Here is a 12319-nt window from a genome sequence, read left to right as displayed (position 1 = left end):
GGCACGTTGCAACAAATGTAGGAGCGGATTTATCCGCGATGCGCCGCGCGGGCGGCGCTCGATCTGACAGGCGCTAAAAACCTCCCGACATGCGCATAACGCCCCCCACAAACCACCTTGTCAGCCTCGCCACCTGGCGCCACACTATCCCCCATGAAAACCCTCGCCCCGAGCTATCTCAAGCATCAGTTCCTGATCGCCATGCCGCACATGGCCGATCCGAACTTCGCCCAGACCCTCACGTACATCGTCGAGCACAACGCCAATGGCGCCATGGGCCTGGTGGTCAATCGGCCCCAGGAGCTCAACCTGGCCGACATTCTGGAGCAGTTGCGCCCGGACGAGGAACCACCCGCCAGCACCCTGCAGGTGCCGATCTATCTGGGTGGCCCGGTGCAGACCGACCGCGGCTTCGTGCTGCACACCAGCGAATGCAGCTACCAGGCCACCGTCGAGCTGCAGGGCCTGTCGCTGTCGACCTCCCAGGACGTGCTGTTCGCCATCGCCGAAGGCGCAGGGCCGCAAAAAAGCCTGATCACCCTGGGCTACGCCGGCTGGGAAGCGGGCCAACTCGAGGCAGAGCTGGCCGACAACGCCTGGCTCAACTGCCCGTTCGACCCGGAAATCATCTTCGGCCTGGCCAGCGACCAACGCCTGGAAGCGGCGGCAGCCAGCCTGGGCATCAACCTCAGCCTGCTGACCAGCCAGGCGGGCCACGCCTGATGGCCGAGCTGCGCCTACTGCTGGGCTTCGACTACGGCAGCAAACAGATCGGTGTGGCCGTCGGCCAGGTGATCACCGGCCAGGCCCGCGAGCTGTGCACGCTGAAGGCACAGAACGGTGTACCGGACTGGGCCCAGGTGGAAAAACTGATCGCCGAATGGAAACCCGATGCCATCGTCGTCGGCCTGCCCCTGAACATGGACGGCACGCCCAGCGAGATGAGCGCCCGCGCCGAGAAGTTCGCCCGCCGCCTCAATGGCCGCTTCAACCTGCCGGTGCACACCCACGACGAGCGCCTGACCACCTTCGAGGCCAAGGGCGAACGCCTGGCCCGCGGCGGCCAGCGCGGCAGCTACCGTGACAACCCGGTCGATGCCATCGCCGCCGCCCTGCTGCTGCAAGGCTGGCTGGAGGCCAACACCTAACTTTCCGCCTCATCGTCGGGCCAACCCGGCGCCCTCAGGAGACACGCAATGAGCCTACCCAATCCCGCCGACCTGATCCGGCAGATGGCTGTCGACCTTCGCGCCCATCTGGCCCGCCGCGGCATCACCGAGCCACGCTTCATCGGCATCCGCACCGGCGGTGTCTGGGTAGCCCAGGCCCTGCAGGCGGAAATGGCCGATAGCAGCCCGCTGGGCACCCTTGACGTCTCCTTCTACCGCGACGACTTCAGCCAGAACGGCCTGCACCCGCAAGTGCGCCCCTCGGAGCTGCCATTCGAAGTCGAAGGCCAGCACCTGGTGCTGATCGATGACGTGCTGATGAGCGGTCGCACCATCCGCGCCGCGCTCAACGAACTGTTCGACTACGGGCGCCCGGCCAGCGTGACGCTGGTCTGCCTGCTCGACCTGGATGCCGGCGAATTGCCGATCCGCCCCAACGTGCTTGGCGCCACGCTGTCGCTGGCTGCCCATGAACGGGTAAAATTGACCGGACCCGCACCGCTCGCCCTCGAGCGCCAGGACCTCGCCACCGCTTCCGCCCTTTAAGAGTCCCCTCGCGATGACGCCAATCGACGCCAAGCGCCCGCTGCAGCTCAATGACCAGGGCCAGCTGCGCCACTTCCTCTCGCTCGACGGTTTGCCCCGCGAACTGCTCACCGAGATCCTCGACACCGCCGACTCGTTCCTCGAAGTCGGCGCCCGGGCCGTGAAGAAAGTCCCGTTGCTGCGCGGCAAGACCGTGTGCAACGTGTTCTTCGAGAACTCGACCCGTACCCGTACCACCTTCGAACTGGCCGCCCAGCGCCTGTCGGCCGACGTGATCAGCCTGAACGTGTCGACCTCCTCGACCAGCAAGGGCGAGACCCTGTTCGACACCCTGCGCAACCTCGAAGCCATGGCCGCCGACATGTTCGTCGTGCGCCACTCCGACTCCGGTGCCGCGCACTTCATCGCCGAGCACGTGTGCCCGGACGTCGCGGTGATCAACGGCGGTGACGGCCGCCATGCGCACCCGACCCAGGGCATGCTCGACATGCTGACCATCCGCCGCCACAAGGGCAGCTTCGAAAACCTGTCGGTCGCGATCGTCGGCGATATCCTGCATTCGCGCGTGGCCCGCTCCGACATGCTGGCGCTCAAGGCGCTGGGTTGCCCGGACATCCGCGTGATCGGCCCGAAAACCCTGATTCCGATCGGTATCGAGCAGTATGGCGTGAAGGTCTACACCGACCTCGCCGAAGGCCTGAAGGACGTCGACGTGGTGATCATGCTGCGCCTGCAGCGTGAGCGCATGGCCGGCGGCCTGCTGCCCAGCGAAGGCGAGTTCTACCGCCTGTTCGGCCTGACCACCGCGCGCCTGGCCGGCGCCAAGCCCGACGCCATCGTCATGCACCCTGGGCCGATCAACCGCGGCGTGGAGATCGAGTCGGCCGTGGCCGACGGCAAACACTCGGTGATCCTCAACCAGGTCACCTACGGTATCGCCGTGCGCATGGCCGTGCTGTCCATGGCCATGAGCGGACAGAACGCGCAACGTCAATTCGACCAGGAGAACGCCCAGTGACCCTCAGCATTCTTGGCGCCCGGGTCATCGACCCCAAGACCGGCCTGGACCAGATCACCGACCTGCACCTGGATGGCGGTCGCATTGCCGCCATCGGCGCGGCCCCGGCGGGTTTCAGCGCCAGCCGCACGCTCCAGGCCGACGGCCTGATCGCCGCACCGGGCCTGGTCGACGTTGGCGTATCCCTGCGCGAGCCGGGCTACAGCCGCAAGGGCACCATCTCCAGCGAAACCCGCGCGGCCGTGGCCGGTGGCGTCACCAGCCTGTGCTGCCCACCGCAGACCAAGCCGGTGCTGGACACCTCGGCAGTGGCCGAGCTGATCCTCGACCGCGCCCGTGAAGCCGGCAACAGCAAGGTCTACCCGATCGGCGCCCTGACCAAGGGCCTGGAAGGCGAGCAACTGGCGGAGCTGGTGGCCCTGCGCGACACCGGTTGCGTGGCCTTCGGCAACGGCCTCAAGGAAATCCCCAACAACCGTACCCTGGCACGCGCCCTGGAATACGCCGCCACCTTCGACCTGACCGTGGTGTTCCACTCCCAGGACCGCGACCTGGCCCAGGGCGGCCTGGCCCACGAAGGCGCCATGGCCAGCTTCCTCGGCCTGCCTGGCATCCCCGAAACCGCCGAAACCGTGGCCCTGGCGCGCAACCTGCTGCTGGTCGAACAGAGCGGCGTGCGCGCCCACTTCAGCCAGATCACCAGCGCCCGTGGCGCACGGATGATTGCCCAGGCCCAGGAACTGGGGCTGCCGGTGACCGCCGATGTGGCCCTGTACCAGCTGATCCTCACCGACGAGTCGTTGCGTGAGTTCTCGAGCCTCTACCACGTACAGCCGCCACTGCGCACCGCCGCCGACCGCGATGGCCTGCGCGAAGCGGTCAAGTCGGGCGTGATCCAGGCGATTTCCAGCCATCACCAGCCCCACGAGCGCGATGCCAAGCTGGCCCCGTTCGGCGCCACGGAACCTGGCATCAGCAGTGTCGAGCTGCTGCTGCCGCTGGCCATGACCCTGGTCGACGACGGCCTGCTCGACCTGCCTACGCTGCTGGCGCGTTTGACCAGTGGCCCGGCTGCGGCCCTGCGCCTGCCGGCGGGTGAGCTGAAGGTGGGTGGCGCGGCCGACCTGGTGCTGTTCGATGCCAAGGCCTCGACGGTGGCGGGCGAGCAGTGGTTCTCGCGCGGCGACAACTGCCCGTTCATCGGTCACTGCCTGCCGGGTGCGGTGCGTTATACCTTGGTCGATGGGCATGTCTGCCACGAGGGCTGAGTAAGCCTTTCGGGCCTCATCGCCGGCAAGCCGGCTCCCACAGGGAAACCACCGCTTTCAAGGGCTGTGACAATCCTGTGGGAGCCGGCTTGCCGGCGATGAGGCCAGTGCAGGCAGACAACAACCATTCATCCCTCCCGGTTGAAATCCTTCCCCCCACCCCCATATGAGTCTGCATCAGGCATTTTCGCCCCGCTGCGTGGAGACTCTCCCCTTGACCACCATCGTTTCTGTCCGCCGTCACGGCAAAGTCGTCATGGGCGGCGACGGCCAGGTATCCCTCGGCAACACCGTCATGAAAGGCAACGCCAAGAAGGTCCGTCGCCTGTACAACGGTGAAGTCATCGCCGGTTTCGCCGGTGCCACCGCCGACGCGTTCACCCTGTTCGAGCGCTTCGAAGCGCAACTGCAGAAACACTCCGGCCACCTGGTGCGCGCCGCCGTCGAGCTGGCCAAGGAATGGCGTACCGACCGTTCCCTGAGCCGCCTGGAAGCCATGCTGGCAGTCGCCAACAAGGACGCCTCCTTGATCATCACCGGCAACGGCGATGTGGTCGAGCCGGAAGACGGCCTGATCGCCATGGGTTCCGGTGGCGCCTACGCCCAGGCCGCAGCCCGCGCCCTGCTGAACAAGACCGACCTGTCGGCGCGTGAAATCGCCGAGACTGCCCTGAACATCGCCGGCGATATCTGCGTGTTCACCAACCACAACCTGACCATCGAGGAGCAGGACCTGGCCGAGTGACCAGCTGTTTTGGCGCCTCATCCCGGTGATGGGGCTTTTCCACGCTGACACCACTCCGTCCAAGGACCATTTTTGATCATGTCCATGACCCCCCGCGAGATCGTCCACGAACTCAACCGCCACATCATCGGCCAGGACGACGCCAAGCGCGCCGTGGCCATTGCCCTGCGCAACCGCTGGCGGCGCATGCAGCTGCCTGCCGAGCTGCGTGTCGAGGTAACCCCGAAGAACATCCTGATGATCGGCCCCACCGGCGTCGGCAAGACCGAAATCGCCCGTCGCCTGGCCAAGCTGGCCAATGCGCCGTTCATCAAGGTCGAAGCGACCAAGTTCACCGAAGTGGGCTATGTCGGCCGCGATGTCGAATCGATCATCCGCGACCTGGCCGACGCCGCGATGAAGATGCTGCGTGAGCAGGAAATCGTCCGCGTGCGCCACCGCGCCGAAGATGCCGCCGAAGACCGCATCCTCGACGCGCTGCTGCCGCAGGCACGGGTGACCAGCTTCAGCGAGGAAGCCGCGCAGACCAGCAGCGACTCCAACACCCGCCAGCTGTTCCGCAAGCGCCTGCGTGAAGGCCAGCTGGACGACAAGGAAATCGAGATCGAAGTCGCCGAGAACATGGGCGTCGAGATCGCCGCGCCACCCGGCATGGAAGAGATGACCAACCAGCTGCAGAGCCTGTTCGCCAACATGGGCAAGGGCAAGCGCAAGGCCCGCAAGCTCAAGGTCAAGGACGCGCTGAAGATGGTTCGCGACGAAGAAGCGAGCCGTCTGGTCAATGAGGAAGAGCTCAAGGCCAAGGCCCTGGAAGCTGTCGAGCAACACGGCATCGTGTTCATCGACGAAATCGACAAGGTGGCCAAGCGTGGCAACGTTGGCGGCGCCGATGTGTCCCGCGAAGGCGTGCAGCGCGACCTGCTGCCGCTGATCGAAGGCTGCACCGTCAATACCAAGCTGGGCATGGTCAAGACCGACCACATCCTGTTCATCGCCTCCGGTGCGTTCCACCTGAGCAAGCCGAGCGACCTGGTGCCTGAACTGCAGGGCCGTCTGCCTATCCGCGTCGAACTCAAGGCGCTGACCCCGGAAGACTTCGAGCGCATTCTGCAGGAGCCGCATGCTTCGCTGACCGAACAGTACCGCGAGCTGCTCAAGACCGAAGGGCTGAACATCGAGTTCCAGGCCGACGGCATCAAGCGCCTGGCCGAGATCGCCTACCAGGTCAACGAGAAGACCGAAAACATTGGTGCCCGCCGCCTGCACACCCTGCTGGAGCGACTGCTCGAAGAGGTGTCGTTCAGTGCCGGTGACCTGGCCAGTGCCCATGATGAAACGCCGATTCAGATCGATGCGGCCTATGTGAACGGCCACCTTGGTGAGCTGGCGCAGAACGAAGACCTGTCGCGTTACATCCTGTAAGACCGGCGTCGCGTTCTTCGCGGGACAAGCCCGCTCCCACATGACCTTCACAAGACTCAAGAATTGTGCAGGACCTGTGGGAGCGGGCTTGTCCCGCGAATAGGCCCTTGAATCCGAACATCAGAACCTCGAAGCTTGCACCATCAGCTCCCGAGAGATTCAGACCATGGCCCGCCTGCCCACCGCCATCAATTTGCACAAAGCTTCTAAAACCCTCAGCCTCACCTACGCCCCCGGCGAGGTCTACCACCTGCCCGCCGAATTCCTCCGCGTGCACTCCCCCTCCGCCGAGGTCCAGGGCCACGGCAATCCCATCCTGCAATTCGGCAAGATCAACGTCGGCCTCACCGGCCTGGAACCTGCCGGCCAATACGCACTAAAACTGATCTTCGACGACGGCCATGACAGTGGTTTGTTCACCTGGGAGTACCTGGAACAACTGTGCCTGCGCCAGGAACAGCTCTGGGACGAGTATCTCGACGAGCTGCACAAGGCCGGCAAATCCCGCGACCCCGCCGAAGCCGTCGTCAAACTGATGCTCTAGCGCGGGCCTTTCAGCGTTTAGAGCGCATTTTCTAATCTCATCTGTTTGAATGCCCTATAGACAGCCCGAAAATGGGCTGTCTTGCGCATTACTTGAAAGTCGGGTAACCAATGGTGCTGGCAAGTTCCCTGCATCGTTATCAAGGCAATCAGGGCACGGCCGGTTTGTACAAGTCGCGAGCGAAAGCAGGCAGTCTTCACACGCAGATTCCCCCGCAGCTCATCGCCGAATGCATCCGGCCCGCAGCACCGCTGTTTCTTATCACTGGTCACCCGAGTAGCAGTACCGGGCTGTCGACTGTGCACGTGCCACAGCAAACCGGTACTCGTCTCAGGACAACGGAGCGTCGTAGATGAGTAGCAAGAACAACGATGAGTTGCAGCGGCAAGCCTCGGATAACACCTTGGGGCTTAACCCGGTCATCGGCATTCGCCGCAAGGATCTGCTGAGCTCAGCGCGGACCGTACTGCGTCAGGCCATGCGCCAGCCGCTGCACAGTGCCAAGCACGTGGCGCACTTCGGCCTGGAGCTGAAGAACGTGCTGCTGGGCAAATCCACCCTGGCCCCCGCAAGCGAGGATCGTCGCTTCAACGACCCGGCCTGGAGCAAGAACCCGCTTTACCGCCGCTACCTGCAGACCTACCTGGCCTGGCGCCATGAGCTGCAGGACTGGATCGGCAACAGCGACCTGTCGCCTCAGGACATCAGCCGCGGCCAGTTCGTCATCAACCTGCTCACCGAAGCCATGGCACCGACCAACACCCTGTCCAACCCGGCAGCGGTCAAGCGCTTCTTCGAAACCGGCGGCAAGAGCCTGCTCGACGGCCTGTCCAACCTGGCCAAGGACCTGGTCAACAACGGCGGCATGCCCAGCCAGGTCAACATGGAAGCCTTCGAAGTGGGCAAGAACCTCGGCACCACGGAAGGTGCTGTGGTGTACCGCAACGATGTGCTGGAACTGATCCAGTACAGCCCCATCACCGAACAGGTGCATGCCCGCCCGCTGCTGGTGGTTCCACCGCAGATCAACAAGTTCTACGTCTTCGACCTCAGCCCGGAGAAAAGCCTGGCGCGCTTCGCCCTCCGCTCGCAGCAGCAGACCTTCATCATCAGCTGGCGCAACCCGACCAAGGCCCAGCGCGAATGGGGCCTGTCGACCTACATCGATGCGCTCAAGGAAGCGGTCGACGCGGTGCTGGCGATCACCGGCAGCAAGGACCTGAACATCCTCGGTGCCTGCTCCGGCGGCATCACCTGCACAGCGCTGGCCGGTCACTACGCCGCCCTGGGCGAAAACAAGGTCAACACCCTGACCCTGCTGGTCAGCGTGCTCGACACCACCATGAACACCGATGTCTCTCTGTTCGTCGACGAGCAGACCCTCGAGTCGGCCAAGCGCCACTCCTACCAGGCCGGCGTGCTCGAAGGCAGCGACATGGCCCGGGTGTTCGCCTGGATGCGCCCCAACGACCTGATCTGGAACTACTGGGTCAACAACTACCTGCTCGGCAATGAACCACCGGTGTTCGACATCCTGTTCTGGAACAACGACACCACGCGCTTGCCGGCCGCCTTCCACGGCGACCTGATCGAGCTGTTCAAGAACAACCCACTGACCCGCGCCAATGCCCTGGAAGTGTGCGGCACCGCCATCGACCTGCAGAACGTCAAGTGCGACATCTTCAGCGTTGCCGGCACCACCGACCACATCACCCCATGGCAATCGTGCTACCGCTCGGCGCACCTGTTCGGCGGCAAGATCGAGTTCGTGCTGTCCAACAGCGGCCACATCCAGAGCATCCTCAACCCACCCGGCAACCCCAAGGCACGTTACATGACCGGTGCCGACCGCCCGGGCGATCCCGTCGCCTGGCAGGAAAACGCCGACAAGCACGCCGATTCCTGGTGGCTGTACTGGCAGACCTGGCTGGGCGAACGTGCTGGCGACCTGAAAAAAGCGCCGACCCGCCTGGGCAACCGCGCCTACGCCGCTGGCGAGGCCGCGCCGGGAACCTACGTTCACGAACGTTGAGTAGTAACGCCGTGGCCGCCCAACGGCGGGCCACGGTGCTTATGGACATCACAGAGCCACGCGCATGCCGCAACCCTACAAATTCAGGACCGTCGAGCTGGGTGATCAATCCATCCGCACCGCCGTGCGCCCGGGCAAGCCGCACCTGACACCCTTGCTGATCTTCAACGGCATCGGCGCCAACCTGGAGCTGGTGTTTCCGTTCATCGAAGCGCTGGACCCGGACCTGGAAGTGATTGCCTTCGATGTACCAGGCGTGGGCGGCTCTTCGACCCCGCGCCACCCCTATCGCTTCCCCGGTCTGGCCAAGCTGACCGCGCGCATGCTCGACTATCTGGACTACGGCCAGGTCAACGTCATCGGTGTTTCCTGGGGCGGCGCCCTGGCCCAGCAGTTCGCCCATGACTACCCCGAGCGCTGCAAGAAGCTGGTGCTGGCGGCCACGGCGGCCGGCGCGGTGATGGTGCCGGGCAAGCCCAAGGTGCTGTGGCTGATGGCCAGCCCCAGGCGCTATATCCAGCCGTCCCATGTCATCCGCATCGCCCCGCTGATCTATGGCGGTGGCTTTCGCCGCGACCCGGAGCTTGCCATGCACCACGCGGCCAAGGTGCGCTCTGGCGGCAAGCTGGGCTACTACTGGCAGCTGTTCGCCGGCCTGGGCTGGACCAGCATCCACTGGCTGCACAGGATCCAGCAGCCCACGCTGGTGCTGGCCGGCGACGACGACCCGCTGATCCCGCTGATCAACATGCGCCTGCTGGCCTGGCGAATTCCCAATGCCCAGCTACATATTATCGACGACGGCCACCTGTTCCTGATCACCCGGGCCGAAGCCGTCGCGCCGATCATCATGAAGTTTCTCCAGGAAGAACGTCAGCGCGCGGTCATGCATCCGCGCCCCGCCTCCGGCGGTTGATAGTCGCTGCCCGCGAATCTGGTAAGACGAGGGAGTGTTGCCATGAAAGAAAAACCGGACCGAGGAACGACAACGCTTCCCGCCACCAGCATGAACGTGCAGAACGCCATTCTCGGCCTGCGCGGCCGCGACCTGATTTCGACACTGCGCAGTGTCGGCCGCCAGAGCTTGCGCAACCCGCTGCTCACGGCGCGGCATCTGCTGGCCCTGAGCGGTCAGCTGGGTCGCGTGATGCTGGGTGACACACCCTATCAACCGAACCCGCGTGACAGCCGTTTCGACGACCCTACGTGGAGCCAGAACCCGTTCTACCGGCGTAGCCTGCAGGCGTACATGGCCTGGCAGAAGCAGACCCGCCTGTGGATCGAGGACAGCCACCTGAACGACGACGACCGGGCCCGTGCGCATTTCCTGTTCAACCTGATCAACGATGCCCTGGCGCCCAGCAACTCGCTGCTCAACCCGCTGGCGGTCAAGGAGCTGTTCAACACCGGAGGGCAGAGCCTGGTGCGCGGGGTGGCCCACCTGCTCGACGATTTGCGACACAACGACGGCTTGCCGCGTCAGGTCGATGAAGGCGCCTTCGAGGTTGGCGGCAATCTGGCAGCCACCCCAGGCGCTGTGGTGTTTCGCAACGAGCTGCTGGAACTGATCCAGTACAAACCGATGAGCGAAAAGCAGCACGCCCGGCCCTTGCTGGTGGTGCCGCCGCAAATCAACAAGTTCTACATCTTCGACATGCAGCCGACCAACAGCTTCGTCCAGTACATGCTCAAGAACGGCTTGCAGGTGTTCATGGTCAGCTGGCGCAACCCGGACCCACGTCACCGCGAATGGGGTTTGTCGAGCTATGTGGAGGCCCTGGAAGAGGCACTCAACGCCTGCCGCAGCATCAGCGGCAACCGTGATCCCAACCTGATGGGCGCCTGTGCGGGTGGCCTGACCATGGCCGCGCTGCAAGGCCACCTGCAGGCCAAGCACCAGCTGCGCCGAGTGCGCAGCGCCACCTACCTGGTGAGCCTGCTCGACAGTCAGTTCGAAAGCCCTGCCAGCCTGTTCGCCGACGAGCAGACCATCGAAGCCGCCAAGCGCCGCTCCTATCAGCGCGGTGTGCTCGATGGCGCCGAGGTGGCGCGGATCTTCGCCTGGATGCGGCCCAACGACCTGATCTGGAACTACTGGGTGAACAACTACCTGCTGGGCAAGGCGCCACCGGCGTTCGACATCCTCTACTGGAATGCCGACAGCACACGCCTGCCGGCCGCCCTGCATGGCGATCTGCTGGATTTCTTCAAGCACAACCCGTTGGCCCACCCGACCGGACTGGAAGTGTGCGGCACGCCCATCGACCTCAAGCAGGTCGACCTGGACAGCTTCACCGTGGCCGGCAGCAACGACCACATCACGCCGTGGGATGCGGTGTACCGCTCGGCCTTGCTGCTGGGCGGCGAGCGGCGTTTCGTGCTGTCCAACAGCGGCCACATCCAGAGCATCATCAACCCGCCCGGCAACCCCAAGTCCTATTACCTGGACAACCCCAAGCTGTCAGGCGACCCGCGTGCCTGGTTCCACGATGCCAAGCGCAGCGACGGCAGCTGGTGGCCCTTGTGGCTGGAGTGGATCACACCGCGCTCCGGCCCGCTCAAGGCGCCGCGCCTGGAGCTGGGCAACGCAACCTATCCACCGCTGGGCCCCGCGCCAGGCACCTACGTCCTGACTCGATGAGCACCACGCCCGGATGAAAACCCGCGACCGTATCCTTGAATGCGCCCTGCAGCTGTTCAACCAGCAGGGCGAACCCAATGTCTCGACCCTTGAGATTGCCAACGAACTGGGAATCAGCCCTGGCAACCTCTACTACCACTTCCACGGCAAGGAGCCGCTGGTAAACGGCCTGTTCGAGCGTTTCGAAGAATCGCTCATGCCATTGCTCGACCCGCCCCTGGGGGTGCGCCTGAGTGCCGAAGATTACTGGCTGTTCCTGCACCTGATCGTCGAACACATGGCGCAGTACCGCTTTTTGTTCCAGGACTTGTCGAACCTCACCGGGCGTTTGCCCAAGCTGGCCCGAGGCATGCGCAGCCTGATCAATGGGCTCAAGCGGACCTTGGCGGCGCTACTGGCCAGCCTCAAGGCCCAGGGGCAGGTGGTCAGCGAAACGCAGGCATTGGGACAGCTTGTGGAACAGATCACCCTGACGCTGATGTTCTCGCTGGACTATCAACGCGTGCTGGGGCGTGAGGCCGATGTGGGGGTGGTGGTGTATCAGGTGATGATGCTGGTGGCGCCGCATCTGCAGGAAAAGCCGAGGGAGGCGGCGCAAGCGCTGGCGCAGCGGTATCTGGAAGGTTAGGTAGTCAAGTTTGAGGGGGCTGCGGCTGGCCCCATCGCCGGCAAGCCGGCTCCCACAGGAATCGCGTCAACTTTTAGAAATTGAGCAAGACAGTTGCTCGCACAGGTACTGCGCTGACATTGAAGCCAGCGCAGTACCTGTGGGAGCCGGCTTGTCGTGGCGACGAACCGCGGCGATGGGAGCGACGCGCTATCAGATCAGCGTGGCCGTAACCGGTGCCGAAGGTGCGCTGCTGGCCGGAGCCGCGCTTGGCGCCGGTGCTGCGGTAGCAGCCGGGGCGGCGCTGGCGGCAGGGGCTGCCGGTTT

Annotated in this window: 12 protein-coding genes; all 12 read left to right on the top strand. The window is 64.5% G+C overall.

The features are described 5' to 3' along the window. Nucleotides 1–153 precede the first annotated feature (153 nt). The 12 genes from PMI38_RS24100 (at nucleotide 154) to PMI38_RS24045 (ending at nucleotide 12013) form a co-directional block, all read left to right on the top strand. Nucleotides 154–723, top strand: a complete 570-nt coding sequence (locus PMI38_RS24100; protein ID WP_008099992.1) for a YqgE/AlgH family protein — start codon at nucleotides 154–156, stop codon at nucleotides 721–723. Next, a complete protein-coding gene (ruvX, locus tag PMI38_RS24095; protein WP_008099990.1) occupies nucleotides 723–1148 on the top strand; it encodes a Holliday junction resolvase RuvX in 426 nt (141 codons plus the stop codon). The genes PMI38_RS24100 and ruvX overlap by 1 nt, the downstream gene beginning before the upstream one ends. A 48-nt stretch (nucleotides 1149–1196) precedes the next feature. Further along, nucleotides 1197–1715: a bifunctional pyr operon transcriptional regulator/uracil phosphoribosyltransferase PyrR gene (gene pyrR / locus PMI38_RS24090; protein WP_008099989.1), complete on the top strand. Its 519-nt coding sequence runs from the start codon at nucleotides 1197–1199 to the stop codon at nucleotides 1713–1715. A 13-nt stretch (nucleotides 1716–1728) separates the two neighbouring features. After that, complete coding sequence (locus PMI38_RS24085) at nucleotides 1729–2733, top strand: aspartate carbamoyltransferase catalytic subunit (RefSeq protein ID WP_008099987.1); 1005 nt, start codon at nucleotides 1729–1731, stop codon at nucleotides 2731–2733. After that, nucleotides 2730–4001 (top strand): dihydroorotase, encoded by a 1272-nt coding sequence (locus PMI38_RS24080; RefSeq protein WP_008099984.1) that lies wholly within the window; start codon nucleotides 2730–2732, stop codon nucleotides 3999–4001. The genes PMI38_RS24085 and PMI38_RS24080 overlap by 4 nt, the downstream gene beginning before the upstream one ends. Nucleotides 4002–4215: 214 nt before the next feature. Beyond that, nucleotides 4216–4746 carry an ATP-dependent protease subunit HslV gene (gene hslV, locus PMI38_RS24075; protein ID WP_012312406.1) on the top strand — a complete coding sequence of 177 codons (531 nt, stop codon included), beginning with the start codon at nucleotides 4216–4218 and terminating at the stop codon, nucleotides 4744–4746. A 78-nt stretch (nucleotides 4747–4824) separates the two neighbouring features. Further along, entirely contained in the window at nucleotides 4825–6168 is a 1344-nt protein-coding gene (hslU, locus tag PMI38_RS24070; protein WP_008099980.1) for an ATP-dependent protease ATPase subunit HslU, read from the top strand. A 166-nt stretch (nucleotides 6169–6334) separates the two neighbouring features. After that, on the top strand, nucleotides 6335–6712 hold the full coding sequence (locus PMI38_RS24065; protein ID WP_008099978.1) for a gamma-butyrobetaine hydroxylase-like domain-containing protein: 378 nt from the start codon (nucleotides 6335–6337) through the stop codon (nucleotides 6710–6712). A gap of 352 nt (nucleotides 6713–7064) precedes the next feature. Beyond that, nucleotides 7065–8744 carry a class II poly(R)-hydroxyalkanoic acid synthase gene (gene phaC, locus PMI38_RS24060; RefSeq protein WP_008099976.1) on the top strand — a complete coding sequence of 560 codons (1680 nt, stop codon included), beginning with the start codon at nucleotides 7065–7067 and terminating at the stop codon, nucleotides 8742–8744. Nucleotides 8745–8808: 64 nt separating this feature from the next. Beyond that, entirely contained in the window at nucleotides 8809–9660 is an 852-nt protein-coding gene (gene phaZ, locus PMI38_RS24055) for a poly(3-hydroxyalkanoate) depolymerase (protein ID WP_008099974.1), read from the top strand. A gap of 42 nt (nucleotides 9661–9702) precedes the next feature. After that, nucleotides 9703–11385: a class II poly(R)-hydroxyalkanoic acid synthase gene (gene phaC / locus PMI38_RS24050; RefSeq protein ID WP_008099972.1), complete on the top strand. Its 1683-nt coding sequence runs from the start codon at nucleotides 9703–9705 to the stop codon at nucleotides 11383–11385. Between the two features lie 13 nt (nucleotides 11386–11398). Further along, nucleotides 11399–12013, top strand: coding sequence for a TetR/AcrR family transcriptional regulator (locus PMI38_RS24045; RefSeq protein ID WP_008099970.1), 615 nt, complete (start codon nucleotides 11399–11401; stop codon nucleotides 12011–12013). Nucleotides 12014–12319 lie beyond the last annotated feature (306 nt).

It is taken from the genome of Pseudomonas sp. GM84 (assembly GCF_000282535.1).
GTDB lineage: Bacteria > Pseudomonadota > Gammaproteobacteria > Pseudomonadales > Pseudomonadaceae > Aquipseudomonas.
This window is presented reverse-complemented; position numbering and strand designations above follow the sequence as displayed.

What these genes read in the sequence shown, in the direction of transcription:
- phaZ (WP_008099974.1), top strand. Translation starts at nt 8,809, where the DNA reads ATGCCGCAACCCTACAAATTCAGGACCGTCGAGCTGGGTGATCAATCC.
- pyrR (WP_008099989.1), top strand. Translation starts at nt 1,197, where the DNA reads ATGAGCCTACCCAATCCCGCCGACCTGATCCGGCAGATGGCTGTCGAC.
- PMI38_RS24045 (WP_008099970.1), top strand. Translation starts at nt 11,399, where the DNA reads ATGAAAACCCGCGACCGTATCCTTGAATGCGCCCTGCAGCTGTTCAAC.
- PMI38_RS24065 (WP_008099978.1), top strand. Translation starts at nt 6,335, where the DNA reads ATGGCCCGCCTGCCCACCGCCATCAATTTGCACAAAGCTTCTAAAACC.
- phaC (WP_008099976.1), top strand. Translation starts at nt 7,065, where the DNA reads ATGAGTAGCAAGAACAACGATGAGTTGCAGCGGCAAGCCTCGGATAAC.
- ruvX (WP_008099990.1), top strand. Translation starts at nt 723, where the DNA reads ATGGCCGAGCTGCGCCTACTGCTGGGCTTCGACTACGGCAGCAAACAG.
- hslU (WP_008099980.1), top strand. Translation starts at nt 4,825, where the DNA reads ATGTCCATGACCCCCCGCGAGATCGTCCACGAACTCAACCGCCACATC.
- phaC (WP_008099972.1), top strand. Translation starts at nt 9,703, where the DNA reads ATGAAAGAAAAACCGGACCGAGGAACGACAACGCTTCCCGCCACCAGC.
- PMI38_RS24100 (WP_008099992.1), top strand. Translation starts at nt 154, where the DNA reads ATGAAAACCCTCGCCCCGAGCTATCTCAAGCATCAGTTCCTGATCGCC.
- PMI38_RS24085 (WP_008099987.1), top strand. Translation starts at nt 1,729, where the DNA reads ATGACGCCAATCGACGCCAAGCGCCCGCTGCAGCTCAATGACCAGGGC.